The organism is Variovorax sp. UC122_21 (assembly GCF_044056785.1).
In the GTDB taxonomy this organism is placed as follows: domain Bacteria; phylum Pseudomonadota; class Gammaproteobacteria; order Burkholderiales; family Burkholderiaceae_C; genus Variovorax.
In genome coordinates this window covers 2,332,150-2,358,784 of the sequence record NZ_CP172004.1, presented here as the reverse complement: position 1 = coordinate 2,358,784, position 26,635 = coordinate 2,332,150, and the positions used below count along the sequence as shown (strand labels likewise).

Annotated in this window: 14 protein-coding genes and 7 pseudogenes; 4 read left to right on the top strand and 17 right to left on the bottom strand. The window is 69.8% G+C overall.

Annotation, left to right across the window (positions count from 1 at the left end; genetic code table 11):
- Positions 1-3 precede the first annotated feature (3 nt).
- The 11 genes and pseudogenes from ACHMXE_RS23445 to ACHMXE_RS23395 form a co-directional block, all read right to left on the bottom strand.
- Positions 4-1,215, bottom strand: a complete 1,212-nt coding sequence (locus ACHMXE_RS23445) for a DUF1501 domain-containing protein (protein ID WP_395351582.1) — start codon at positions 1,213-1,215, stop codon at positions 4-6.
- 26 nt (positions 1,216-1,241) lie between these two features.
- Positions 1,242-2,825 carry a DUF1800 domain-containing protein gene (locus ACHMXE_RS23440; protein ID WP_395351580.1) on the bottom strand — a complete coding sequence of 528 codons (1,584 nt, stop codon included), beginning with the start codon at positions 2,823-2,825 and terminating at the stop codon, positions 1,242-1,244.
- 121 nt (positions 2,826-2,946) lie between these two features.
- The gene (locus ACHMXE_RS23435) at positions 2,947-3,633 is read right to left on the bottom strand and encodes a DsbA family oxidoreductase (protein ID WP_395351578.1); all 687 of its coding nucleotides are present in this window, start codon (positions 3,631-3,633) and stop codon (positions 2,947-2,949) included.
- Between the two features lie 70 nt (positions 3,634-3,703).
- Positions 3,704-5,118: pseudogene (locus ACHMXE_RS23430) on the bottom strand (MFS transporter).
- A gap of 60 nt (positions 5,119-5,178) precedes the next feature.
- Positions 5,179-7,061 (bottom strand): annotated as a pseudogene (locus ACHMXE_RS23425) (bifunctional sugar phosphate isomerase/epimerase/4-hydroxyphenylpyruvate dioxygenase family protein).
- A 192-nt stretch (positions 7,062-7,253) separates the two neighbouring features.
- Positions 7,254-8,017, bottom strand: a pseudogene (locus ACHMXE_RS23420) (alpha/beta fold hydrolase).
- A pseudogene (locus ACHMXE_RS23415) lies at positions 8,014-9,215 on the bottom strand (MFS transporter). Before ACHMXE_RS23415 ends, ACHMXE_RS23420 begins: the two co-directional pseudogenes overlap by 4 nt.
- A 26-nt stretch (positions 9,216-9,241) precedes the next feature.
- Positions 9,242-9,670, bottom strand: a complete 429-nt coding sequence (locus ACHMXE_RS23410) for a carboxymuconolactone decarboxylase family protein (RefSeq protein WP_395351576.1) — start codon at positions 9,668-9,670, stop codon at positions 9,242-9,244.
- Between the two features lie 160 nt (positions 9,671-9,830).
- Positions 9,831-11,033, bottom strand: a complete 1,203-nt coding sequence (gene pcaB / locus ACHMXE_RS23405; RefSeq protein ID WP_395351574.1) for a 3-carboxy-cis,cis-muconate cycloisomerase — start codon at positions 11,031-11,033, stop codon at positions 9,831-9,833.
- 21 nt (positions 11,034-11,054) lie between these two features.
- The gene (locus ACHMXE_RS23400; protein WP_093344970.1) at positions 11,055-11,888 is read right to left on the bottom strand and encodes a shikimate dehydrogenase; all 834 of its coding nucleotides are present in this window, start codon (positions 11,886-11,888) and stop codon (positions 11,055-11,057) included.
- A 26-nt stretch (positions 11,889-11,914) separates the two neighbouring features.
- A complete protein-coding gene (locus tag ACHMXE_RS23395; protein ID WP_395351571.1) occupies positions 11,915-12,829 on the bottom strand; it encodes a shikimate dehydrogenase family protein in 915 nt (304 codons plus the stop codon).
- Positions 12,830-13,029: 200 nt separating this feature from the next.
- Between ACHMXE_RS23395 and ACHMXE_RS23390 the strand changes: the two are divergent.
- Positions 13,030-13,816, top strand: a pseudogene (locus tag ACHMXE_RS23390) (IclR family transcriptional regulator C-terminal domain-containing protein).
- 70 nt (positions 13,817-13,886) lie between these two features.
- On the top strand, positions 13,887-14,600 hold the full coding sequence (locus ACHMXE_RS23385) for a glutathione binding-like protein (RefSeq protein ID WP_395351569.1): 714 nt from the start codon (positions 13,887-13,889) through the stop codon (positions 14,598-14,600).
- On the opposite strand, the gene ACHMXE_RS23380 is transcribed toward ACHMXE_RS23385, so the two are convergent.
- The 3 genes and pseudogenes from ACHMXE_RS23380 to ACHMXE_RS23370 form a co-directional block, all read right to left on the bottom strand.
- Positions 14,566-15,990 (bottom strand): class II fumarate hydratase, encoded by a 1,425-nt coding sequence (locus ACHMXE_RS23380; RefSeq protein ID WP_395352772.1) that lies wholly within the window; start codon positions 15,988-15,990, stop codon positions 14,566-14,568. The two genes, ACHMXE_RS23385 and ACHMXE_RS23380, sit on opposite strands and share 35 nt — an antisense overlap.
- Before the next feature lie 22 nt (positions 15,991-16,012).
- Positions 16,013-17,378 (bottom strand): annotated as a pseudogene (locus ACHMXE_RS23375) (cation:dicarboxylate symporter family transporter).
- 24 nt (positions 17,379-17,402) lie between these two features.
- Entirely contained in the window at positions 17,403-18,779 is a 1,377-nt protein-coding gene (locus tag ACHMXE_RS23370) for an adenylosuccinate lyase family protein (protein WP_395351567.1), read from the bottom strand.
- A 93-nt stretch (positions 18,780-18,872) separates the two neighbouring features.
- On the opposite strand from ACHMXE_RS23370, the gene ACHMXE_RS23365 reads away from it, so the two are divergent.
- On the top strand, positions 18,873-19,604 hold the full coding sequence (locus tag ACHMXE_RS23365) for a GntR family transcriptional regulator (RefSeq protein WP_395351565.1): 732 nt from the start codon (positions 18,873-18,875) through the stop codon (positions 19,602-19,604).
- Between the two features lie 18 nt (positions 19,605-19,622).
- On the opposite strand, the gene ACHMXE_RS23360 is transcribed toward ACHMXE_RS23365, so the two are convergent.
- The gene (locus ACHMXE_RS23360; RefSeq protein WP_203201656.1) at positions 19,623-20,399 is read right to left on the bottom strand and encodes a metallophosphoesterase; all 777 of its coding nucleotides are present in this window, start codon (positions 20,397-20,399) and stop codon (positions 19,623-19,625) included.
- 133 nt (positions 20,400-20,532) lie between these two features.
- Here ACHMXE_RS23360 and ACHMXE_RS23355 point away from each other — a divergent pair, with 133 nt between their 5' ends.
- Positions 20,533-21,384 carry a nucleotidyltransferase gene (locus tag ACHMXE_RS23355; protein WP_395351563.1) on the top strand — a complete coding sequence of 284 codons (852 nt, stop codon included), beginning with the start codon at positions 20,533-20,535 and terminating at the stop codon, positions 21,382-21,384.
- Between the two features lie 4 nt (positions 21,385-21,388).
- Here the strand turns inward: ACHMXE_RS23355 and ACHMXE_RS23350 are convergent, their stop codons facing one another.
- The gene (locus ACHMXE_RS23350; RefSeq protein WP_395351561.1) at positions 21,389-23,494 is read right to left on the bottom strand and encodes an autotransporter outer membrane beta-barrel domain-containing protein; all 2,106 of its coding nucleotides are present in this window, start codon (positions 23,492-23,494) and stop codon (positions 21,389-21,391) included.
- Between the two features lie 949 nt (positions 23,495-24,443).
- Positions 24,444-26,519 (bottom strand): annotated as a pseudogene (locus ACHMXE_RS23345) (beta strand repeat-containing protein); the annotation flags it as partial.
- Between the last annotated feature and the right edge of the window lie 116 nt (positions 26,520-26,635).

Genomic DNA, 26,635 nt, shown 5'->3' with positions numbered 1-26,635 from the left:
GACTCACACCAGCTTCAGGTCCTTCGGCGTCACGCCGTCGAACACCTTCGCGACCTGCGCGGACGACAACCCGTACATGCGCTGGAACAGCCCGCCGAGCACCGCGCGGTACTCGTTGAGCACCGGATAGTCGCGGTTCTGGAACAGCGTGGCGGCCGTCAGCGCCTGCTGCTCGCCGACCACGCGGCCGCCGGCCTGCGCCGAGAGGCCGCCGCCGAGCACCCAGTAGACCGTGCCATGGCCATGGTCGGTGCCCTTGTTGCCGTTCTCGCGGAAGGTGCGGCCGAACTCGCTGATGACCACCACCACGGTCTGGCGCCAGTTCTCGGGCTCCATCTCCTGCGCGAAGGCCGCGAGGCCGCGGCCCAGTTCCTCGAAGCGGTTCGCGAGGTAGCCGGTGGCGGCGCCCTGCCCCACGTGGGTGTCCCAGCCGCCGATGTCGACGAAGCCGAGGTCGTAGCGTTCGCGCATCAGCGCGGCCATGCGGCGGGCGACGAGTTCGAAGCCCCTGGAGGTCATGGCGTTGCGGCTCGCGGCGTCCATCTCGGCCTGCATCGCGCGCCGCACCTCGTCGCGCACCTGGAAGCCCTCGGCCACGGTCTGCGCGAGCGGCGTGTCGCGGTACATCGAGGCGATGAGCTGGCTCTGGCGCGCATCGAGCGTGGGCCGCGCATTGCCCGCGAGCGCCATGTTGGCGGCCCTCGCATCGCCGCGCAGAGAGATCGGCAACTGGTCGGTGAAGGCCATCGGCGAGACATCGGTGAGCGGCCCCGCGCCGAGCACGCCCGCGAGGCGGTTGAGAAAGCCCGAGCGGTAGTCGCGCCGGCGGTCGAGCGCCTGGCCCAACTCGATGCCGTCCTGCGTTTCGAAGTGGCTGCGCGTGAGGTCGTCGGTGCCGGCGAAGGCGATGAACGCGGCCTGCTTCTGCTGGAACAGCGGCATCACGCTCTGCGCCAGCGCGGGATGCAGGCCCCAGTCGGCATCGAGCGGCAAGGCGCCGCCCGCGGTGCCCGGTCGCGCGATCGCGATGCCGGGCCGCGAGGCGTAGTAGAAGTCGCTCGCGGTGGGCACCAGCAGGCTGGTGCTGTCGTAGGCACCGCGCAGGAACACGACCAACAGCTTGGCGCCCTCGGCGGCCGGCGCGGCGATCAGGCGGGCGGCGGCGCCGGCCAGCGGCGCGGCGGCGGCGAAACGGAGCAGTTCTCGGCGTTGCATGAGCGTGGTCCTTGTGGGGGTGGCAGCTACCGGCGCATCAGCTCGGGCGCGGCCAGCAGCAGCGTGTTCCATTCGGGCGGGTTCTTCGCCTGCGCGAGCACCTCGCGCGTGCCGGGGCCGAAGCCGGTCTGCAGCTCGCGCACGACGGGCGATTCGGCCAGTGGCGGGAAGGCCGGTTTCTCCATCGGCGCCTTCATGTCGTTGAGAAACAGCACGGCACCGGTCGCACCCAGGACGCGCGCGATCTCGAAGCGCGTGTTCATCTGCCCGGCGCTGGCCCAGGCCGCCTCGTGCAGCGGATAGCCATCGGGCGTCTCGTGGCCATAGAGCGGCTCGCCCATGCGGTCGATCCAGTTGAGCATCGGGCCCACGTTCGCCACCACGCGGCCGTCGTAGGCCAGCCGCACGCCGGCCACCACGTAGTGCACCGGGTCGCGGAACTTGCGGCCCAGCGAGGCCGTGAACTCGGGCGACTCGAACAGCGTGCGCAAGGTGGCCGCGATATCGCCATCGCTGCGCGTGAAGCTCGCGGCCATGCGCTCGACCAGCGCGCTCGGCGGATCGTCGGCCACGAAATAGACGGCAAGCTTGCGCGAGACGAAGCGCGCAGTAGCCGGCGCGCGCGCGAGGCGGTCGAGCGCCTCGTCGACCTCGGCCAGGCCGCGGCCGCGGATCGGCTCGCCCAGCAGCGTCTTGGGGCCGTAGTCGTGGCGGTTGGGATTGAACTCGAACAGGCCCTGGCGCCGGTAGTCGGCGGCGATCGCGGCCTTGAGCTTCGGCGGCGGCGCATCGGCCGGCTGCAGGCTCACGCCGACACCGGTGAGCACGCGCGCGAGTTCCTGCACGTCGGCCTGCGAATAGCCGCTGCCCACGCCGAGCGTGTGCAGTTCCATCAGCTCGCGCGCGTAGTTCTCGTTGATGCGGTTGGCGGCGTTCTGCACGTTGTCGAGGTAGCGCAGCATCGCGGGATGGTGCAGCGTGGCACCGAGCAGGTCGCGAAACCGCCCCAGCGCCTGCGGGCGGATCGCGTTCTCCTCGTAGTCGCCGATCAGCGCGCGCATGTCGCCGCCCTTGCGCTGGCTGACGTTGAAGTGGTTCATCCAGAACCAGGTCATCTGCTCCTGCAGCTGGTTCGGCGAATAGAGCGCGCGCAACACGAAGCGCTGCTGCGCCTCGCGCGCGAGCCGGTTCAGGTGCTGCTGGTAGGCCTGGCGCGCGGCCTTCTTCTGGTCCTCGTCGGCCAGCGCGTCGGCGGCCTTGCGCTCGGCATCGAGCGCGATCGCGAGCGTGTCCATGGGCGTGCGCGCGATCTCCATCGCGTCGATCTGCGCCTGGGCCTCGGGCGGCAGCGGCTGTGGCACGGGCTTCAGTTGCCGTCCCATCCACACCGCCAGGCCCTGCTTGGTGACCTCGGCCTGGCCGCTGGCGTTCGCGCCCCAGCTCACGCGGTCGAGCCAGCGCAGTTGGGTCAGTGCATCGGGCGGTGCGCCGCGCAGCGCGATCGGTGTCGCATCGGGCCGCGTGCCGAGCGCGCAGCCCGCGAGCCACAGCGCCGCGGCCGCCAGCCATGCGCCCCTCGCGAGGCGCGACCGGATCGAAGAGATGTGCATGGTGGGTTCAACCCGCGCCCTCGGTGCGCGGTTGACCCCAGCATGCCAGCGCCGTGTAAAGCCGCGAGTCAGCTTCGTTTCAAGGCGAAACGCCGCCGCGGCTCAAGACGGCTGAAAGGCCTCAGGCCGACACCACCCCGCTGGGCTGCGCCCCCGCGATCTGCCGCAGCGCGCGCTCGAACACCTCCACCGGCTGGCCGCCCGAGATCAGGTGCTGGTCGTTGATGATGATCGCGGGCACCGAGTGGATGCCCGCGTCGGTGTACATGCGTTCGCGCGCGCGGGTCTCGTCCGCGTACTCGTCGCTCGCGAGGATCTCGCGTGCCCGCGCCGCATCGAGCCCCGCGGCGGCCGCGAGCCGCACCAGCACCTCGGGGTCGGAAGGATTCTCTGCATCGGTGAAGTAGGCCTTGAGCAGCGACTTCTTCAGCGCGACCTGCTTGGCCGCGTCCTCGAGCTCGGCCCAGTGCAGCAGCCGGTGCGCGTCGAAGGTGTTGTAGATGCGCGGCCGGCCCTCTGGGTTGAACACGAAGCCGACGGCCTCGCCGCGCTGGCGGATAGCCTCGCGCATCTGGGCCTGCTGCTCGCGCGTGGAACCGTATTTCTGGTTCAGGTGCTCGAAGGTGTCCTGGCCCTCGGGCGGCATCTGCGGGTTCAGCTCGAAGGGCTGGAAGTGCAGCTCGGCCGTCACCCCGGGCGCCACGCGGGCGATCGCCGCCTCGAGCGAGCCCAGGCCGACGGCGCACCAGGGGCAGGAGACGTCCGAGACGAAATCGATCTTGAGGTGGGAGGAGGATGGGGTCGTCATGGCCGCCATTCTTCCGCGCGGCGGCGGCCTTGTCAGGTGCAAGGTCTTCCGCCGCCCCAGCCCTGCGGCGTCAGGCCGTGGCGCGCGCCGTCACCGGGCTCGCGCCCAGGGTCTGCGCCCGCAGGCGGTCGTACTCGGCCTTGTCGACCGGCACCGCATCGGGGTCGCCGAGGTCGTTCATGTGCACGCGGTAGGTCTCGCGCGCGCTGATCGCGGCCAGCGCGGCCAGCACGGTCACGGCGAAGGTGATGCTGCCCACGGTGAGCCAGATGTTGCTGGAACCGGGAGGCGCGACCGCGGCGAACAGCGCGGGCAGCAGCGCGGTGAAGGTGGTGCCGATGTTCTGCGAGATGGCCATGGCCGACACCCGGTTGCGGGTGCGGAACAACTCGGGATAGAAGCTCGGGAAGGTCGCGTTGTAGCCCTGGTAGACGATGCCCCACATCAAGAGCGACATGCAGATCGCGAGCGGCACGTTGCGCACGCTGATGGCATAAGAGGTAGGCGAACGAGAGCAGGCCCGAGGCCAGCGCGCCGGCGATGATCGGCGGCTTGCGGCCGATGCGGTCCGAGAGATTGCCCACGAACGGGATCACCAGCACCGCGAGGATGTTGCCGAGCACCGGGATCCACAGGTAGACGTCCTTCTGGAAGCCGATGCCGTAGGCCGACTGCACCGCGTAGGCGGCACCGAAGATGGTGGCGACCACCGGGATCACGTTCATCAGCGCCATGCAGACCACGCGCAGCATGTCGGCCCAGCTGTCGGTGAAGGCCTGCACGATCGGCGAGCGCGGCACCTCGCCCTTCTTGTCGGCCTCGGCGAAGGCCGGGGTCTCGTCGACCTCGCGGCGGATGACGTAGCCCGCGATGATGACGACGAAGCTCAGCAGGAAGGGAATGCGCCAGCCCCACGAGTTGAAGGCCTCTTCCGGCATGTAGTGCGCGAGCGGCAGGAACACGGCGGCCGCCATGATCTGGCCGGCCTGCACGCCCTGCAGCGTGAAGCTCGCGAAGAAGCCGCGCCGGCCGAAGGGCGCGTGCTCGAGGATCATCGAGCTCGCGCCCGAGATCTCGCCGGCCACCGCGAAGCCCTGGATCAGCCGCAGGATCACCAGCAGCGCGGGCGCCGCCAGGCCGATCTGGTCGTAGGTGGGCAACAGGGCCCACGGCCACGGTCGAGAAGCCCATGAGGAACATGCACAGGATCAGCACCTGCTTGCGCCCGTGCGTGTCGCCCCAGTGGCCGAGCACGAAGGCGCCGATGGGCCGCGCGACATAGCCCACGCCGTAGGTCGCGAGCGAGGCGATGATGGCCGTGGTCGGGTCGCCCTTGGGAAAGAAGATCTGCGGAAAGATCAGCGCCGCGGCGGTGGCGTAGATGAAGAAGTCGTAGTACTCGAGCGCCGAGCCGATCCAGCCGCTGGCGGCGGCCTTCTTCGACTGGTGCTTGCCTTGAGGCTCGTGAGCCGTGGTGTTCGCCATGGTTTGTCTCCGGTGTGGACGAGGATGAGCGGGTGAATGATTGGGTGAACGAAAGGGAAATCAGTCCTGGGCCTGCGAGGCCATGCGCGCCGGCGCGTTGAGCGCGCCGTAGGCGTCGTAGCCGCCGATGCGCTGCGCCACCTCGAAGAACAGGCCGTCCTCGAAGCTCTCGGTGTAGATGTGCAGGTAGTCGCCGGCCGGCGAGCGGTCGAACAGCACGCCGGTCGCGCGCATGCGTTCGAGCAGCGCGGCATCGAGTGCGATGCGCGTGGCGAGGTCGTCGTAGTAGTTGTCCGAGATCGGCACGAAGCGCACGCCGTTGGCGCGCAGCCGCGCCACCGACGCGAAGATGTCGTCGCTGCGCAGCGCCACGTGGTGCACCGCGCCGCCGCCCTGCGCATGCACGGTGCGCGCGGTGCGCGTGCGCTGGCTCAGCGACACGTTGAGCACCAGGCGCAGGCTGCGCGCGGCGTCGGCCACGCCGCGGCTCTTGATCAGGCCGAAGGGATCGGCCAGCTCGAGGCTCTCGCCGACCTCGAGCCCGAGCACGGCGCGCGAGAACAGCACCCAGGTGTCGAGCTGGTCGAGCGCGAGGCCGAGCGCGACGTGGTCGATGGCGCGCAGGCCGGCGCCATCGCCCTCCTTTTCGCCCTGCGCTTCGCCGGACTCGAGGATGAAGTCGGCCTCGTAGAGCCCCGTGGCGCCGAGCGACGACGGGATGAAATGCAGCAGGTTGCCGCCCGGCACCACGATCGCGGGCACGGCCTGCTCGCCGGGGCCAACCGGGCTGTCGTGCCGCTGCGAGCACAGCGCGGTGGCGCGCGCCACGGCCGCCTGCGGATCGTCGGTGCGCACGCCCAGCGCGCAGACCGAGGTGCCGTGCGCCTCGAAGCGCGTGCGCGCGAAGCTCTCGGGCTGCGCATTCACGACCATGTGGATGTCGCCCTGGCGGTAGAGCGTGACGGCCTTCGAGCGATGGCGGCCCGCGCGGCGAAAGCCCGGTTGCTGCAGCAGCGCACCGAGCGCGCCGGCCGAGGCCTCGTCGGCCGCGAACTCGATGAAAGACAGCCCGCGAAAGGCCGGCGCCTGCGGCGGAGCGAACAGCAGCGGCTGCGCCGGCGCCGGGGCCACGCGCTCGCGCACCTGGCTCTCGAGGTACAGCAGCGAGCGCATCGCATCGACCGCGGTGCGGCGGTTCGGCGTCTCGCGGAACAGGTCGTTGAAGATCTCGAGCGACAGCGGCCCGCTGTACCCGGCGCGCAGCACCTGTGCATAGAAGCCCGCCACGTCGAAGTCGCCCTGCCCGGAAACACGCGGTGGTGGCGCGCCCACTGCAGCACGTCCATCGAGAGCTGCGGTGCATCGGCCATCTGCAGGAAGAAGATCTTCTCGCCCGGGATGTCGGCGATGCCGGCCGGATCGTCGCGCAGCGACAGCGTGTGGAAGCTGTCGAGGATCAGGCCCAGCGCGGGATGGCCGGCGCGCCGCACCATATCCCAGGCCTGGCCGTAGCGCGAGGTGAAGCGGCCCCAGGCCAGCGCCTCGAAGCCCACGCGCAGGCCGTGGGCCGCGGCGCGTTCGGCCAGCGCATGCAGCTGCGCGGCGGCGCGCGCGGGATCGTCGATGGCGAGCGGCGAGGTGTTCGAGCAGCACAGCATCAGCGGCACGCCCAGCGCGGCCATCAGCTCGAACTTGCGCTCGGCGCGCTCCAGGCCGCGGCGGAACTGCGGCTCGGGCATGCCTTCGAAATCGCGAAACGGCTGGTAGAGATCGATCGCGAGGCCCAGGTCGGCCGCGAGGCCGCGCAGCTCGGCGGCCGTGCCCTTGAAGTTGACGAAGTCGCTCTCGAACAGCTCGATGCCGTCGAAGCCCGCGGCCGCGATCGCCTCGAGCTTCTGGCGCAAGGTGCCGCTGAGCGAGACGGTGGCGATCGAGCGGTGCATGCGCCGCGCGGCGCGCTGCGGAAGGTCGGCGGAGGGCTGGAGCGTGTTCACGGGAGCGACTTTAGGAACGCCGGCCCGTGCCCACAACCATTTAGCGAGGTCTTTGATCGATGATCGAACGCTATCGTGCGAATTTCGCACGAATCAGGGGTTACACCTAGGTCCGAAGGACCGTCGATGACCCCCGCCGAATCAGAGACTGCGCCAGTAATCGATCAGCAGCTGCGCGAATTCGACCGGCCGCTCGACCGCGCTCACGTGCGCGGCATCGATGCTGGCAAGTCGCGCGTTGGGGATCGCCGCGGCGATGGCTTCCGACATCGCGAACGGCGTGGCCTCGTCCTGCAGGCCGCCGATCACTAGCGTGGGCACCGCGATGCGGCGGTTGCTGTCGCGGAAATCGATGGCCGCCACCGCGTTGCAGCTCTCGATGTAGGCCTGCGGATCGTTGGCCAGCAGCACCGCCTGCAGCTGCTGGGCCGCCACCTGGCCCTCGGGCGTGGCGGCGAAGGCCGGCGTGAGCCAGCGCGACACCGCGCCCGGCGCGATCGCGGCCACGCCGCGCGCGGCCACGGTCTCGGCGCGCGCGCGCCAGGGCGCCTGGTCGGGATAGTGGGCCGAGGAGTTCGCGATGGTCACGGTGCGCAGCAGCTCGGGATGGCGCACGGCCAGCGCCTGCGCCGTCATGCCGCCCATCGACAGGCCGACGAAATGCACCGGCTCGCCGCCGGCCTCGCGCTGGATCAGCTCGGCTGCGTCCTGCGCCAGCGTCTCTATGCGCAAAGCGCCCGGCACGCGCTCGGAGGCGCCGTGGTTGCGGTGGTCGTAGCGCAGCACGGTGTGGGCGCGCGCGAGCTGCGCGGCCACGCCGTCCACATGCGGAGGTCGCAGCCGAGCGCATGGCTCAGCACGACGATCGGGCCATTGCCTTCGCGGACGAGGTTCAGACGGGTCATGGTGCGGATTCCTTCGAAAGAGGATGAAGACGGGGAAGCCAGAAGAAGGCGATGGCCAGCAGCGAGCAGGCGGCGGCGACCATGGGGAGCACCATCGGCCACGCGCCGTTCGAATACTCGGCATCGACGAACAGCGCGGCGAACTGCCCGACGCAGAAGGCGACCATCATCATGCCGAAGCCCGACCACGAGACGGCGCGGCCCGCGAGTTGCGGCAGGTCGCCCACCGCGCCGGCCTGGCCGCAGGGCTGATGGATGCCATGGCCCAGGCAATAGACCGCGTGGCCCGCGAGCAGCGGCACCGCGCTCAGCGGCGCGAGCCAGCAGCCCAGCGCCTGGATCGTGGCGCCCGCCATGCTCAGCGAGGCGCCCAGTTGCACCGTGCGCACCGGCCCGTGGCGGCGCAGCAGCCGCCGGCACATGGTGGTGCTGAAGATGTAGACCAGCGAGCCGCCGGCCGGTATCCAGCCATACCAGGCCGGCGACCAGCCGAGGGTAGCCGATGTAGACCATCGGCGACAGCAGCAGGAAGCAGAACAGCCCGCCATAGGTCGAGGCCGCCACCGAGGCCCAGGCGCGGAAGGCACGGCTCGCGAACACCACGCGCGTGCTGCCGCGCGGCGCCGAGGGCGTGTCGACGAAGCTCGGCCGGGTCTCGCCGAAGGAGCGCCAGCACAGCGCGAACAGCACCAGCGCATAGAGCGCCATCGCGCCCATCACCCAGCGCCAGCCCGCGCCCTGCACCAGCCAGGCACCGAGCAGCGGCGCCACCAGCCCCGACCACGCCCAGCCCCGTGAGACCGCGCGCCATCACATGCGGGCCCTCGTGGGCCGGATAGAGATCGCGCACCGCGGCGCGCGCGCAGACCAGGATCGCCGCCATCGAGAAGCCCTGCAGCGTGCGCCAGCCGGCCAGCATGAACACGCTGCCCGCGAAGGCACCGCCGAGCGCGGCCAGCGCATAGCAGCCCAGGCCCGCCAGCAGCACCGGCCGGCGGCCGAAGCGGTCGGCCAGCGGTCCGCACAGCAGCTGCGCGAAGCCGAAGGCCAGCACGAACAGCGTGAGGCTGGTGCTGGCCGAGCCGAGTTCCTTCGCGATCGCGGGCAGCGCCGGCAGGTAGCTGTCGGTGGCCACCGGCTGGGCCGCGAGCAGCAACGGCAGCAGCAGCGCGAAGCCGGCGTGCCAGCGGCCCTTCAGGTTTGCTGGTGGTCCTTGCGGCGCGCTCACTGCGCCGCCGCAGGCAGCAGGCCCTTCTCGCGCAGGATGCCGGTGGCGATGCCGAAGGCGTGGTTGGCGACCGGCACGCCGCAGTAGATGGCGGCCATCATGATCACTTCCTTGATGTCCTCGGGCGTGAGCCGCGACTCGGGCGGGCCGTCGAGCGCCGCGCGCACGTGCATCGCGAACTCCTCATAGGCGTGGATGCCCAGCATCATCGACAGCACCATGTAGCGGCGCGTCTTGTCGCCCAGCGCGGGGCGGCCCCAGATGTCGTTCCACGCATGGCGCGTGATCAGTTCCTGGAATTCGGCATTGAAGCCGTTGCGGTTGGCCAGCGAGCGGTCGACCCAGGCGTCGCCGAGCACGCGGCGGCGATTGAGCAGGCCCGATTCGTAGTCGTCGGCGGGGGATGTGGCGTTGGTGTCAGTCATTGGATGAAGTCCTCTGGGAAATCGAGTCCACGTCGATTCCTTCGACATGAAATCCCCCACCCGTTCGGGCTGAGCTTGTCGAAGCCTCGCGCCGCGCTTCGACAAGCTCGGCGTGAACGGACTCTGGTTGTTCGGAATATGCACGCATGAAAAGCTTGCGTCATTGCGCCGATGCGAGCCGCGCGCGCAGTGCCTTCACCTCGGCCAGCGCGATCTCGCCGGCACGCGTGGCCAGCGCGGGATCGAACCATTCGTCGGCCGCGTCGCGCGGCAGCTCGGCGCGCAGCCGGTCGATGTTGGCGCGCATGCGCGCGGCATCCACCTGCAGGCCCGGCAACGCCGCAGCCATGGCGCGCACGCTGCCGTGCGCCGACATCAGCAGCTGCGGCCATTCGCCGAGCTCGGCCTGCCAGGCGCCAAGGGCGCGCTCATGCTGCTGCGACATGGCGCCGAGCAAGGCCGCCACGCGCTGCGGCGCACGATGCGCGGCGGCGATCGCCACCATCGACGCCACCGGGTTGCGCTTGTGCGGCATGGCCGACGAGCCGCCGCGTCCAGGCTCGCTGGGCTCGGCCACCTCGGCCACTTCGTACTGGCCCAAGAGCGACACGTCGACCGCGATCTTGCCGAGGCTGCCGGTCATGAGGCCGAGCTCGCAGCCCAGCGCCACCCATTCGTCGCGCTGCGTGTGCCAGGTCGCGCCGGGATCGGCCAGCCCCAGTTCCTTCGCCATGCGCGCGCGCACCGCGCCCGCCTGCGGCCCCATCTGCGCCAGCGTGCCGACCGCGCCACCGAGCTGCAACTGCAGCGCATGGCGCGCGGCCTCGCGCAGCCGCAGCCGGCCACGCACCAGCGGCGCGGCCCAGCCCGCGCACTTGAAGCCGAAGCTGGTGACCGAGGCCGGCTGCATCAGCGTGCGCGCGAGCATCGGCGTGGCGGCATGCTGCACCGCGAGCTGCAGCAGCGCCTCGGCCGCCTTGGCGAGGTCGGTCTCGATCAGCGCCACCGCCTCGCGCGTGACCAGCGACATCGCGCTGTCGATCACGTCCTGGCTGGTGCTGCCGAAATGCACGAAGGGCGCGGCCTCGGCGTTGAAGAGCCCGACCGCCTCGCGCAGCGCCTTCACCAGCGGGATCGCCACGCTGCCCGCGCGGCCGCTCTCGCGCACGATCTTGGCCACGTCGAACAACTCGACCTTGCAGCTGCCGACGATCGAATGCGCCGCGCTCTCGGGGATCAGCCCCTCGGCCGCCTGCGCGCGCGCGAGCGCGGCCTCGAAGCGCAGCATCGCGTCGACGAAGGCACGGTCGCTGAAGGCGCCCAGGGTTTCGGAAGTGGAGAGGAAGCCTTCGAAGATGCTCATGGTGTTCTTGTCGTGGGGATGTCAGTACTGGAGCTTCGCGCTGGCGCGCAGCTCGTCGGCCGTGGCGCTGCCGAAGCCGAAGAACTCGAGGTAGGCCGGGATCATCTCGAACAGCATGTCGGTGCCGACCTGCACCGCGCAGCCCCTGGCGCGCGCGGCCTCGAGCAGCGGCGTGTACTCGGTCTTCATCACGACCTCGCCGACGAAGGTGCCGGCGTCGATGCGCTCGATGTCGAAGGGCAGCGGATCGTCGGCCTTCATGCCCAGCGGCGTGGCGTTCACGATCACGTCGAAGCCCGCCGGGTCCTTCGAGCCGGTGGCCACCTTCAGTTGCGGATAGTGCTCGCGCAACCGCCCCGCGAGCGCCTCGGCCGAAGCCGCATGCGCATCGAACAGCATCAGCTCGGCCGCGCCGGCCGCCGCGATCGACGCCGCGATGGCCGAGCCCACCCCGCCCGCGCCCGACACCAGCACGCGCGTGCCCCGGAAAGGCCGGCCCTTGCGCTCCACGCCGCGCACGAAGCCCGCGCCGTCGAACTGGTCGCCCAGCAGCGTGCCGTCGGGCCGCTTGAGGATCGCGTTGCAGGCGCCCGCGATGCGCGCGGTGGGCGTGACCTCGTCGACCAGCGACATCGTCGTGACCTTGTGCGGCATCGTCACCAGCGCGCCGCGCAGGTTGCTGAAGCGGAAGATCTGCGCGAGCGAGGCTGCATAGTCCTCGGGCTTCACGCCCATCGGCACCACCACTGCGTCGATGCCCTGCTGCTCGAACCAGGGGTTGTAGATCATCGGGGCCTTGAAGGCCTCGGTGGGATAGCCCAGGTGGGCGATGAGCGTGGTCTTGCCGGAAATCATGCGCGTAGCCAAATAAGAAAAGAGGTTCAGGCCGCGCCGTAACGCAACGGCGTGGCGATCTCGGCGCGCATCGCGTCGGGGTAGACGATCTCGCGCAGGAAGTCCGAGTCGGCACGCAGCGCCGCCGCCGCATCGGCATGGCCGAAGTAGTCGAAGTAGTGCGGCATCTGCTGGATCAGCATCTCGAAGCCGGCCTGTGCGTTGAGGCCGCGCGCGCGTGCCGCGCGCACCAGCGGCGTGGGCTGGTTGCGCAGCAGGATGTCGAACAGGGCAGCGTGGCCGTCCATGCGCGCCACGTCGACCGGCGGCGCATCGTCCTCGGCCAGGCCCAGCGGCGTGGCGTTGACGACCAGGTCGTAGCCCTCGGGCGCGTTGCTGTCCACCGCCACCACGCGGGCGTCGAAGAAGGCATCGAGCTTGGCGGCCACGCCCGCGGCCTTGCCCGCGGAGCTGTCGTAGAAGGCGATGTACTCGGCCCCATCGACCGTGCCCCCTTCGGCCAGCGCCACGCCGATGGCCGCGGCGCTCACGCCCGCGCCGAGGATCAGCACGCGCTTGCCGCGAAACGGAATCGCGAAACGGTCGAGCGCGCCGATCAGGCCTTCGCCATCGAACAGGTCGCCCTCGAGCTGGCCGGCCTCGGTGCGGCGCACCACGTTGACCGACCCGGCCACGCGGCCGAACAGGCCCGCGCCCTCGAGCAGGTCGACCACCAGCGGCTTGTGCGGCGGCGCGATCACCATGCCGCGCACATTGCGCGCGAGAAAGGCCGACTTGAAGAACACCGCGAAGTCACGCACCGGCACCTGCATCGGCACCAGCACCGCGTCGATGCCGAAGCGCTCGAAGGCGGCATTGAACATGCGCGGCAGCCGCACATTGCGCACCGGGTCGCCGGGAATCAGGTAGGCCTGGGTGCTGCCGCTGATGGGGAGGCTCATGGGCGTCTTTCCGTTCATCAATCGCTCGTTTCGAGGCTGGATGCCCGGCGTTATAGTCCTTTCGCCTCGAACCTGCTGGCGTCAAACAGCCATTTCGTTCGATCATCGATCTTTCGAGATCGTCAATCGTTCAAACCTAGGGTTTTTGCCCATCCATCGGGCGCTGCGGCCGGCCGGCGGCGCAGGCACACTCCCCGGTCATGAGCAACGACGACCCACCCGCACCGCCCGGCCTCGACAAGCGCGACTGGATCGCCGGCCTGGAGCGCGGCGTGAGCATCATCGAGGCCTTCGACGACGCCAATCCGCGCCTGACCGCGAGCCAAGCCGGCCAGCGCACCGGCATGACGCGCACGGCCGCGCGCCGCTACCTGCTGACCCTTCAGCACATCGGGCTACGTGGCGAGCGACGGCAAGCTGTTCTGGCTCACGCCGCGCGTGCTGCGGCTGGGCCAGTCCTACCTCGAATCGGCGCGGCTGCCGCGCGTGGTGCAGCCGTTTCTGCAGCGCGTGGCCGCCGGCACCAACGAGATCGCCTACCTCAGCGTGATGGACGGCGACGAGGTGGTCTACATCGCGCGCAACGGCCCCAACCGCAGCATGAGCACCGGCTACGTGCTCGGCGCGCGCGTGCCCGCGCAGGTCACGGCCTCGGGCATGCTGATGCTCGCGCTGCGCGGCGACGCCGAACTCAACGAATGGCTCGCCACGCGCCAGCTCACCGTCTTCACCTCGCACACCATCGCCAGCATGGAGCGCATGAAGCTCGAGCTCGCGCGCATTCGCGCCCAGGGCTGGGCGCTGTCCGAGCAGCAGCTCGACCTCAACTCGCGCGGCATCGCGGTGCCGCTGCGCGACCGCCACGGCACGCTGGTGGGCGCGCTCAACATCACGATGCCGATGGGGCACGAAAGCTCGGAGGATGCGGTGGCGCGGGTCTTGCCGGTGTTGCGGGAGACGGCGCAGGCGATGCGCAACCTGATCTGAGCACGGGACACACGCCTTCGTGCAAGATCGCCGGCACGACATCCTCCCCCTCGAAACACAGGACGACCGCATGACCACTCCCGCCTCCCTCGCCGACTTCCCGATCACCCAGAAGTGGCCCGCCCAGCACCCCGAGCGGCTGCAGCTCTATTCGCTGCCCACGCCCAACGGCGTGAAGGTCTCGATCATGCTGGAGGAGATCGGCCTGCCCTACGAGCCGCACCTCGTGAGCTTCGGCAGCAACGACCAGATGTCGGAGGCCTTCCTCTCGCTGAACCCCAACAACAAGATCCCCGCGATCATCGATCCCGACGGCCCGGGCGGAAAGCCGCTGGCGCTGTTCGAGTCGGGCGCGATCCTGTTCTACCTGGCCGAGAAGACCGGCAAGCTCTTGAGCGCCGATCCCGCGAAGCGCTACGAGACCCTGCAGTGGGTGATGTTCCAGATGGGCGGCATCGGCCCGATGTTCGGCCAGCTGGGCTTCTTCCACAAGTTCGCCGGCAAGGAGTTCGAGGACAAGCGCCCGCGCGACCGCTACGTGGCCGAATCGAAGCGCCTGCTCGGCGTGCTCGACAAGCACCTGGCCGGCCGCGAATGGATCATGGGCGACGACTACAGCATCGCCGACATCGCGAGCTTCCCGTGGATCCGCAACCTGATCGGCTTCTACGAGGCGCGCGAGCTGGTCGGCTTCGACAGCTTCCCGAACGTGGCGCGCGTGCTCGAGCGCTTCGTGGCGCGGCCCGCGGTCATCGCGGGGCTGACGATTCCGAAGGCCGCCTGAGGCCGGCTCCCGCCATCGCCGCCGGATCGACGAGCCGGTCGTATTCGTCGCCGTCGATCAGCCCCAGCGCGATGGCCGCCGCGCGCGGCGCGATGCCGCGCGCGAGCGCCTCGCGCGTGATGCGCGCCACGCGGTCGTAGCCCAGCACCGGGTTCAGCGCCGTCACCGCCAGCAAGGCGTTGTCGACGTTCGCCGCGAGCCGCTCGCGCTCGGGCTCGATGTCCTTCACCAGCCGCTCGGCGAACACGCGCGAGGCATCGGCCAGCACGCGGATCGACTGCAGCAGGTTCTGGATGATCAGCGGCTTGGCCACGTTGAGCTCGAAGTTGCCCGAGGCGCCCGCCATGGTGATGGTGAGGTGGTTGCCCATGGCCTGCAGCCCGGCCTGCACCACCACTTCGGCGATGGTCGGGTTGCGCTTGCCCGGCATGATCGAGCTCGTGAGCCCGTCGTCCGGAATGCGCAGCTCGCCCAGGCCGCAGCGCGGGCCCGAGCCCAGCAGCCGCAGGTCGTTGGCCATCTTCACGAGCGAGGTCGCGAGCACGTTGAGCGCGCCCGACACCTCCACCAGCGCGTCGTGCGAGGCCATGCCTTCGAACTTGCTGGGGTTGGGCGCGAAGGCGATGCCGCTGAGCGCGCCCAGCTCCTCGCAGAAGGCGGCGTCGAAGCCCGGCGGTGCATTGAGCCCGGTGCCGGCGGCCGTGCCGCCCTGCGCCAGCAGTTGCAGGCGCGCGACGGTGGCGTCGATGCGGTCGATGCCGTGACCGACCTGGCGCGCGAAGGCATCGAAGCTCTGCCCCAGCGTCATCGGCACCGCGTCCATCAGGTGGGTGCGCGCGATCTTCAGCACGTCCGTGAAGGCTTCGCTGCGCTCCTGGAGTCGCTGCTGCAGCAGCTGCAGCGCGGGCCGCAGCCGCTCGCGCAGCTCGAGCGCGGTCGCGATGTGCATCACGGTCGGAAAGCTGTCGTTCGACGACTGCGAGGCGTTCACGTGGTCGTTCGGATGCACCGGCGACTTGGTGCCCAACGGCTGACCCAGCAGTTCGTTCGCGCGGTTGGCGATGACCTCGTTCGCGTTCATGTTGGTCTGCGTGCCCGAGCCCGTCTGCCACACGGTGAGCGGGAAGTGCTCGTCGAAGCGTCCGTCGCGCAGTTCGGCCGCGGCCTCGACGATCGGCGCCGCCAGGCCCGCGTCGAGCGCGCCGCAGCGCACGTTGGCGCGCGCCGCGGCCATCTTCTGCAGACCGAAGGCATGGATCAGGCAGGCCGGAAAACGCTCCTCGCCGATCTCGAAGACACCCAGCGCGCGCTGGGTCTGCGCGCCCCAGTAGCGATCGGCCGGAATCTCGACCGGACCGAAGGCGTCGCGTTCGATGCGCATGGCGGTCATGGCGGTCATGGCGGTCATCGCATCAAGCCCGCGCGGCATGGGCTTCGACGGGCGCCACGCCGTCGTCGAGGTCCTGGTCCGCGCGCGCGGTCTCGGGGTAGCGCTCGGGGTAGAGGTGGCGCTCGGCCTGCTGCGCGTCGAAGGTGCCCGACCACTTGGCGACCACCACCGTGGCCACGCTGTTGCCGATCACGTTGCAGGTCGAGATGGCCATCGACAGGAAGCGGTAGACGCCGAAGATCACCGCCAGGCCCTCCACCGGCAGCAGCCCGGTCGAGGTGACGGTGGCCGCGAACACCACGAACGAACCGCCCGAGACCGTGGCCGCGCCCTTCGAGGTCAGCAGCATCAGCAGCAGGATGCCGATCTGGTGGTCGAGCGTGAGCGGCACGCCGTAGGCATGCGCGATGAACATCACGCCCATGGCCATGAAGATCGAGGTGCCGTCGAGGTTGAAGGCATAACCCGTGGGCAGCACCAGGCCCACGGTCTGCTTGGCGCAGCCCAGGCGCTCGAGCTTCACGAGCAGGCGCGGCAGCGCGCTCTCCGAGGAGGCGGTGCCCAGCACGATCAGGATCTCGTCCTTGATGTAGCGCAGGAAGCGCCACAGGCTGAAGCCCGCGAACTTCGCGACCAGCCCCAGCACCACCGCGATGAACAGCACGATCACCGCATAGAAGCTCAGCACCAGCTGCGCCAGCGCCACCAGCACCGCGGAGCCGTTGCTGCCCACCGAGTAGGCCACCGCGCCGAAGGTGCCGATGGGCGCGAGCTTCATCACGAGGTTGATGAAGGAGAACAGCACCTCCGAGATGATGTCGAGCCCGCCGTTGATCTTCTCGCGCCGATGCTCGGGGATCGCGAGGATGCCGATGCCCACCATCACCGCCAGCACCACCACCTGCAGCAGCTCGCCCTTGGCGAAGGCGCCGACGAAGTTGTCGGGCACGATGTGCGCCATGAACTCCAGGAAGCCCTGCGGCGCGGCGGCCTTCACCGCCGGTGCCGCGGCCGCGCCGGCCACGGAGGCCATGCCCTTGCCGGTCTGCAGCAGGTTGCCCGCGAGCAGGCCGATGACCAGCGCGATGGTCGAGATCACCTCGAAGTACACCAGCGAGCGCCAACCCACGCGCCCCGCGCTGCGCACGTCGCCGGCCGAGGCGATGCCATGCACGATGGTGAGGAACACCAGCGGCGCCACGCCCGCCTTGATGAGCGACAGGAACATGTCGCCCAGCAGCTTGAGCTGCCCCGCGAACTTCGGGAACAGGAGAGCCGACCGCGATGCCCAGCAGCAGCGCGACCAGCACCTGCATGCCGAGCCGGCGGTACCAGGGCTGCTTCTTCGGCGACGCGATGGCCACCTGGGGATCGGAATGGGATTGCATCGTTGTCTCCTTGGGTGCCCGGGCTCAGCCCCGGGCCTGCGCGGACAGCGCCAGCGCGCGGTCCACCATCCGGGGCGCGAGGCCCAGGTAGTTGGCGGGATCGGTCAGGCGATCGATGGCCGCGCGGTCGAAGTGCGCCGTGACCTCGGGCAAGGCCACCAGCGCTTCGGCCAGCGTGCCGCCCTTCTCGTTGACGGTGCGGCAGGCGTCGTAGACCACATCGTGCGCCTGCTGGCGGCCGATGTATGGCGCCATGCCCATCATCACCGCCTCGGCCACGATCAGCCCGCGGCTGATGCCCAGGTTGTGCTTCATGCGCGCCTCGTCGACGATCAGCCCGCCGAGCGCGAACTTGGCCTGGTGCAGCGCGCCGGCCGTGAGGATGAAGCTCTCGGGGATCGCGATCCACTCGGCATGCCACGGGCCGGTGGCGCGTTCGAAGTCCTGCACCATCGCATCGACCATCAGGCCCGCATGCTGGCGCACCGCCTTCGAGGCCGCGAGCATCAGTTCGCTCGAGATCGGGTTGCGCTTCTGCGGCATGGTGCTGCTCGCGCCGCGTCCCTTGACGAAGGGCTCGTAGACCTCGGCGAACTCGGTCGAGGCCATGATCATGATGTCGAGCGCGATCTTGCCGAGCGAGCCGGTGACCAGCGCCAGCAGGTTCACCGCCTCGGCGAAGCCGTCGCGCGCCACGTGCCAGGTGGTCGCGGGCACGCCGAGCTTCAGTTCCTCGGCCATCGCCGCCTGCACCTCGAAGCCCTTGTCGCCCAGCGAGGCCAGCGTGCCGGCCGCGCCCGCGAACTCGACCACCGCCACGCGCGGGCGCAGCTCGGCCAGGCGCTGCTGGTGGCGGTCGAACATGGCGAGCCAGATCGCGACCTTGTAGCCGAAGGTCACGGGCAGCGCCTGCTGCAGGTGCGTGCGCCCGGCCATCGGCGTGTCGCGATGCTTGCGCGCGAGGTCGGCCAGGATGCCGCGCAGCTCGCGGATCTCGGCGTCGACCAGGTCGAGCGCGTCGCGCACCTGCAGCGCGACGGCCGTGTCCATGATGTCCTGCGTGGTTGCGCCCCAGTGCACGTAGCGGCCCGCGTCGCCGCACATGGCCACCAGCTGGTGCACCAGCGGCAGGATCGGGTAGCCCACGATGTCGGTCTCGTGGCGCATGTGGTCGAAGTCGATGCGCTCGATGCGCGACTCGCGCGCGATGACCTCGGCCGCGTCGGCCGGGATCACGCCCACCTTCGCCTCGGCGCGCGCCAGCGCGATCTCGGCATCGATGTAGCGCTGGATCAGCGCCACGTCGGAGAACAGCGCGCGCATCGGCGCCGTGCCGAAGGCATCGCGGAAAAGGATCGAATCGACGACGGTGCTGGCCATCGGAAGGGAGGCGGAGGACATGGACGGGCCTTGATATGTTCGGACATATTTAATTTAATATGTCCGGACATATGAATGAATAGGGTTTACCCTTAGGTCAAAATCGGGACCACCATGAACAAGCCGCGCTTCACCGACATCGCCCAGGAACTGAAGGAAGGCATCGCCTCGGGACGCTTCCCGCTGGGCTCGCTGCTGCCGACCGAGCTCGAGCTGCGCGACCACTACGGGATCAGCCGCCACACGGTGCGCATGGCGCTGCAGGAGTTGCAGGACGCGGGTTTGGTGTCGCGGCGCAAGAACGTGGGCACGCGCGTGGAATCGACGGTGGCGCGCATGGGCTTCCAGCAGTCGCTGGCCTCGGTGGAGGACCTGATGCAGTACGGCGCCGCCCACCTGCGTCTGGCGCCCGAGATCGACACCGTCGCGAGCAATGCCGCGCTGTCGCGCCTGCTCGGTTGCGAGGAAGGCACGCGCTGGCTGCGCATCTCGAGCCTGCGCATGGAGGAAGGTCCGCAGGGCCTGCCGCTGGGCTGGACCGACATCTACGTCGACACCCAGTACGCGGCGCTCGAGGCACTGGTGCGCGCCGCGCCCGACACGCTGGTCAGCGCGCTGCTCGAGCAGCACTACGGCCTGCGCGTGGCCGAGATCGTGCAGCAGGTGCGCGCGGTCGACGCCTCGGCGGCGATGGCGCGCAAGCTGCGCATCGAGCCAGGCAGCGCGACCTTGCAGATCCTGCGGCGCTATCTCGATGCCGAGGGCGAGGTGCTCGTGAGCTCGGTCGCCACGCACCCGGGCGAGCGCTTCTTCATCACCACGCGCCTGCAACGCGCGAAGGGTTGAGCCCGCGTCGTCGTCGGCTCAGTGCGCGGCCAGCTCGGGTTCCGAGGCAGGCTCGCGCGGTACTTCGTAGAGATGGAACGGCGGCGCATCGGGCCGGCTGCGCTGCAGCAGCGGCTTGGCGACGTTGTAGACCGGCGTGCCGTTGATGGTGCGGCCCTCGAGCGTGCCGCGGTGCGCATGGCCGTGGAACACGGCATCGATCGGGTAGCGCAGCAGCGGCTCCTCGAGCCGGCTGCTGCCCAGGAAAGCGAAGATCTCGCTCGGCTCGCCCTGCACCGTGCCCACGATCGGCGCGTAATGCAGCATCGCGATGCGGCGCCGGGTGCGCAGCTTGGCCAGCGCCGATTCGAGCTTCATCGCCTCGTTGAGCGCCTCCTGCACGAACATCTTGATCGCGGGCTCGCCCCAGGCGCCGAGCGAGGCGCGGCCGAAGCCGCCCGCAAAGCCCTTGACGCCCGCGATGCCCACGCCCTCGATCTCGCAGGCCGAGCCGTCGAGCATGCGCACGCCGATCCGCGTCAGCGCCTCGTTCACCACCTCGGGCGTGCCCGACTCGAAGTCGTGGTTGCCCAGCACGGCGACGATGGGAATCGAGAGGCCGCCGAGTTCCTCGGCCAGCACCCGCGCTTCTTCCGCCGTGCCGTAGTCGGTTAGGTCGCCGCACAGCAGCAGCGCGTCGGCCTCGTCAGCGGCCTGGGCGAAGAAGTCGCGCAGCGAACCCGCGGAGTCCTTCTGCACATGGATGTCGCCGACGGCGGCGAAACGGACGTGGGTGGATGATTTGGGGGTAGGCATGCAACCCACCGTGCACCCCGCCGCCGCGCGCCGTCATCGGCCTCATCCCGCTGCGCTTGTAGGCGCCCGTCTGACATTCGATGGGGCCCTTTGCCCCTGCCCCGCCGCCGGCGCGGCGGCATTCACTGCGTGCATGACGCCCTCCACCATCCTCGCGCCCTCGCTCGAAGACGAAGTCGAACCACGGGTGGCCGATTTCTATCGGCGCGCGCTGCGCGCGCTCGACGAGGCCGGCATTCCGTTCCTCGTCGGCGGCGCCTTCGCGCAGGCCTGCTACACCGGCATCCGCCGCTCGACCAAGGACCTCGACCTCTTCATCCGCCGCGAGGACTACGAGCGCATCGCGCAGGTCGCGCTCGCGCATGGATGGCGCACCGAGATGACCTTTCCGCACTGGCTCGGCAAGGTCTACGACGGCCAGGAGTTCATCGACCTGATCTTCAATTCGGGCAACGGCCTCATGCCGGTGGACGCGCGCTGGTTCCACGACAACTGCCGCGCCGACGTGCTCGGCGTTCCCGTCTGCGTCGCCAACGTGGAGGACTGCCTGGTGTCGAAGGCCTTCATCATGGAACGCGAGCGCTACGACGGCGGCGACATCGCCCACCTGCTGCAGGTCAACGCGCAGCGGCTCGACTGGCCCGGGCTGCTGGAGCGCTTCGGCGCGCACTGGCGCGTGCTGCTCGCGCACCTGACGCTGTTCGGCTACATCTATCCCGCCGAGCGCGACCACGTGCCAAGCTGGGTGATGACGTTGCTCATGAGCCGCCTCGCCGGCGAGCTGCGCGCAACGGCCGCCACGGGGGACAACGTGTGCGCCGGCACCCTGCTCTCGCGCGAGCAGTTCCTGCACGACATCGAGCGGCTCGGCTATGTCGACGGACGCCTCACGCCCGCGAGCACGATGACGCCCGAGGACATCGCGGTGTGGACCGAGGCGATTCCCGCCCGGGCCGAGGCCCAGGGCGGGAAGCCACCGGACTGAAACCTCACCACTTCACGCGAACGCCCACCCCCGCATTGACCGAGCTGCCCACGCGCGCCACGCCACCCGATGCCCACTGCTTGCCAAGCTCGCCATAGAGGCTCGTGCGCTGGCTCAGCGCTAGCGTGAAGCCCGCCGCCAGCTCGGTGCTCGTGCCACCGATCGGCGCGCCCACCGGCGTGATCGCCGCCGGGTTCACGAAGCGCGCGATGTCGTTGCCCTTCGAGCTGCGATAGACGTTCAGGCGCGCATACGGCTGCAGCGTGCCCGCGCCCGTCGCGAAGCTGCCCTTGATGCGAACGCCCGCGCGTGCGGTCCAGCTGCTGTCGGCGTCCTGCTGCACCAGCGCACCGGGGATCGCCACGTCGTCCAGGCGCAGGCGCTGGTGGATCAGCTGCAGCTGCGGCTCCACCGACCAGCCGCCCGTGCCCAGCGCGAAGGCTTTGCCGACCTCGATCGAGGCCAGGAAGCTGTTGCCCTTGCCCGTGACGCCCGCGCTCAGTTGCGGCTGCACCGTGTAGCGGTGGCGGCCGGCCTGCAGCACCGTGTCCGCATAGAAGCCATCGTCGCTCGTGAACGTGCCGTACAGGCCCAGGTACTGGCTGCGCAGGTCGTTGCGGCCGGTGGCCGTGTCGAGCAAGCCACTGGCTGCGCCGCTGACACGCGTGTCGCCTTCGAGCTGGCCGACATAGATGCCCGCGCGCCAGTTCGCATTGGCCCACAGGTCGGTGCCGGCCTGCAGCCCGCTCACGCGGCCTTCGGCGTGCGGCGAGACGGTGCCTCCCTGGCGGATGTCCATGTCGGTGGAGATCAGACGGCCCCAGGCGCGACGGTTGCCACCGTCGATGCTCGAGCTCGTACCGCCGCTGCCGCGCACGTCGTCGTCGCCGATGCGCTGGCTCAGGCTGGCGAGCATGCCGAGGTTGCTTTGGCGCAGTTGGTTTGGCAGGGCTGCGAAGAGCGAAGCTTCGGCGCGGTAGGTCGGCAGCGAGGCACCGGGTTCTGCTTCGGTACGCAGGTACCAGTTCTCGCCCTCGCCGCCCGCATCGCCTGCGTACAGGCGGTACTCGTAGGCACCGGCGTCGACGCGGCCGCCCGAGAGCACGAAGGCGTCCTTGCTGGTCTGCGCGGTGGTGGTGGCGCCGTTCTTCGCGCTGATCAGCTCGATGCCTGCACCGCTGGTGCGTGCCCCCAGGCCGCCTAGGTTGGTGACCTGCACGGTGGTCTTGCCGCTGGCGGAAGCGGTGGCGCCGTCGAGCACCAGGCGGTCTGCGATGCCGGGGTTGTCGAGCTTCGCACCGAGGCGCAGCACGCCGTTGTTGCCGACGTAGGGGCCGGTCAAGGTCAAGGTCGTGTCTGGGACCGTGCCGAGCAAGGAGACCGTGCCGGCATTGGTCAGGCCGGCCATCTTCTGGCTGAAGCCACCGAGGTCGAGCGTGGCGCCGCTGGCGACCACGGTGCGCGAGGCCGCGCTCAGCGCGTTGGTGGCGCCTGCCTTCAAGGTACCGCCGGCCACGCGGGTTTCTCCAGCGTAGTTGGCGGTTCCTGCCAACGTGAGCGTGCCTGCGCCGACCTTGACGAGCGAGCCCGTGGTGCCGGTGATGGCACCGGAGATCGTGTTGTCAGTGCCGAGCGCACCGGTGGTCAGCGCCTTGGTGCCAAGCACCACATCGCCTGCACCACCAAGCGAGCCAATGCTCGTGCCCGTGGTCGTCAGATCGATGCGCACCTGGCCACCCGCTGCATTGGTCACCGTGGCGCCTGCCGCGCTCGCGGTGTCTTGCAGTCGCAAGGTGCCTGCATTGGCGATCGCGAGCTTGCCCGCATCCGCCTTGCCGCCGAACTGCAGCGTGGCGCCCGAAGCGATGCTGGCGGGACCCGTTCCTAGTGCGCCCGTGGTGTCGGTCGTCAACGTGCCTGCATCCACCAACGTGCCGCCGCTGTAGCTGTTGGCGCTGGCCAGCGTCAGCGTGCCCGTGCCGATCTTGCGCAGCTTGCCCGTGCCGCTCATCACGCCCGCATAGATACCAGCAGTCTTGCCCTGGTCGAACGCGACTTCGGCGTTATTGACGATATTGCCTTGCAGGCTCGTCGCACTGCCCTGCAGCACGCCGCCCTTGACGGTAGTGCCACCGGTGTAGGTGTTGGCACCGCCCCAGGATCAGTCGGCCGGCATCCTCCTTCGAGATCCCGCCCGTGCCGCTCAGCGCCACATTGAGGGTCGCGGTCATGGTCGCACCCGCGGCCGTCCCATCACCCACGCGGATCACCGAGTTGGCGTTGTCCACCACGATGCCATCGCCCTGCACCACATAGCCATCGGTGGCGAACTGCGCACCGGCGATGCGCACCGCGCCGCCGGCCGCATCGACCGTCACGGTGCCAGCCTTGCCGCCGAACACTGCGAACTGGTTCTGCGCCCAGTTGCCGTTGAGCTTGCCGTCCATGTCGGCCCAGGCATCCATCGAGGGCTGCGGGTTGCCCACACGCCAAGTGCCCGAGCCGCCGGCGATCTGGCCGTCGTTGTACTTGGTGCTGTCGCCGCCATCCCAGAAGTTCAGCGACAGGCCCGCGCGGTTCACCAGATTGACCTGGTTCGCCACCGAGGTCTGCACCTGCAGGTCGGCTGCCTTGGCCGAGCCCGGCACCGTGCCGATGTCCAGACCGCTGTCGGTGAAGCTGCCGCCATAGCTCATCAAGCGATACAAGCCAGGGCCGAAGCTGCCGCCAGCGGATTGCGCGATGTTCAGCGTGCCGTCGAGGTTCAGGTTGCCCGTCACGTTGATCAGGTCGTTCAGCGCACCGCCGGGAACGCCGGCCTGGCCGAGTTCGTAGTTGAGCGTGGAGCCACCCGCGAGCGTGAGCGCACCGAGCGTCAGCGTGCCAGGGCTGTTGCCCGCAGCGAGGATGCCGCCCTTGTCGATGGTCACCGCGCCATCGATGCTGCCGCTGCCCGCGAGGGTCGCGCCGCTCTGGACCAGCACCGCGCCCGTGCCCGTCGCACTGCCGCTCTTGTTGTTCACGCTCAGCGTGCCCGCGCCCACGGTGGTGCCGCCGGTGTAGGTGTTCGCGCCGGTCAGCGTGAGCTTGCCGCTGCCCACCTTCACGATCGAACCGCCATTGCCATCGATCGTGCCCGACAGGCTCGCATCGCCATTCAACCCACCGAGCGTGAGCGCCTTCGCTCCCAGCGCGATGTCGCCCGCGCCATCGAGGGTGCCGATGCTCACGCCCGTCGTGGCCTGGTCGATGCGCACCTGCGCACCGGCCGCGTTGCTCACCGTGGCCTTGTCGGCCGTCGCGTCGTCCGCGAAGGCCAGCACGGCGCCCGAGGCATTGACGAGGCTGGCGCTGCCCGCGCTCGCGTTGCCTTGCAGGCGCACCGTGCCGCTGTTGGCGACCGACAGGCTTCCCAGGTCGGCCTTTCCGCCGAACCGCAGCGTGGCGCCCGAAGCCACGCTCGCCGCGCCGCTGCCGAGGGCTCCGGTTACGTCGGTGGCCAGCGTGCCGGCGTCGACGAAGGTGCCGCCTGCGTAGCTGTTCACGCTGGTCAGGGTCAACGTGCCCGCACCGGTCTTGCGCAGCTTGCCGCTGCCACTCATCGTGCCCGCATAGCTGCCGGTCTTGGCCTGGTCGAACACGACTTCTGCGTCGTTGACGATGCCGCCTTGCAGGCTCGCCGTGTTGCCTTGCAGCACGCCGGCCTTCACGGTCGTGCCGCCGGTGTAGGTGTTGGTCCCGCCGAGGATCAGGCGACCCACGTCGTCCTTCACCAAGCCGCCCGCGCCGGTCAGCGCGACGTTGACCGTGGCCGTGCGATCGACGTCAGTGCCCGAGCCATCGCCCACACGCACCACCGACCCCGAAGCACCGAGCTCGATCGCATCGCCCTGCAGCACATACCCATCGGCCGCGAACTGCGCGCCGTTGATGCGCACCGTGCCGCCCGCGTTGCTGACCGTGACCGTGCCACCCGTGCCGCCGAACACCGCGAACTGATCCTGCGCCCAAGCCGCATTGATCTTGCCGTCCGCACCAGTCCAACCGTCTCCGGGCACACCGACACGCCAGGTGCCATTGCCCCCGGCGACCTTGCCGTCGTTGTACTTCGTGTTGTCGCCGCCATCCCAGAAGTTCAGCGACAGGCCCGCGCGGTTCACCAGATTGACCTGCTGAGCCACCGAGGTCTGCACCTGCAGGTCCTTGGCCGCGATCGGCGCGCTGCCGATGTCCAGGCCGTTGTCGGTCAGGCTGCCGGTGTAGTCGATCAGGCGATAGATGCCCGCGCCGAATACGCCGCCCTTCGATTGCGCCACGTTGAGCGTGCCGTCGAGCTGGAGGTTGCCATTGACCTGCACGCGGTCGTTGAGCGCCCCACCGACGGTGTTGGCCTGGCCCAGGTCGTAGTTGAGCACCACGCCTTCGGCGAGATTCAGGCTGCCCAGCGTCAGCGTGCCGACGCCACCGTTGCCCGCAGACAGTACGCCGCCCTTGGCGATGCTGACCGCACCCGCCACGCTGCCGTTGCCCGCGAGCATGGCGCCGGACTGGACTTGCACGCCGCCGGTGCCCGTCGCGCTGCCGCTCGCGTTGTTCACGGCGAGCGCGCCGCCCGCCACCGTCGTGCCACCGGTGTAGGTATTGGCGCCGATCAGGTCGAGCGTACCGCTGCCCACCTTCACGACCGAGCCACCGTTGCCGCTGATCGTGCCCGACACGGTCGTGCTGGTGTTCAGTCCACCCGTGGTCAGCGCCTTCGCGCCCAGCAGCACGTCGCCCGCGCCGCCAAGAGCGCCAACATTCACACCAGCGCTCGCCTGGTCGATGCGCACCTGCGCCCCGGCCTGGTTCAGCACCGTGGCCTTGCTCGCCGAAGCGTCGTCCGCGAAGGCCAGCACGCCGCCCGCGGCGTTGGTGAGGGTCGACGTGCCCGCGCTCGCCTTGTCCTGGAAGCGCACCGTGCCCTGGTTGCCGATGGCCGTGGTGCCGGCATCGAAACCGCCACCCAGTTGCAGCGTGGCCCCCGCGGCCACGCTCGCCGCGCCGCTGCCGAGTGCACCGGTCACGTCGGTGGTCAAGGTGCCCGCGTCGACGAAGGTGCCGCCGGCATACGCATTGGCCGCACCGAGCCGCAAGCTGCCCCGCGCCGATCTTGCGCAGGCTGCCGGCGCCGCTCACGCTGCCGTTGAGCGCCAGCGTACGCGCCGCGTCGACGTCGAAGCGGTTGCTGCCCGCCCCCAGGCTCACCGTA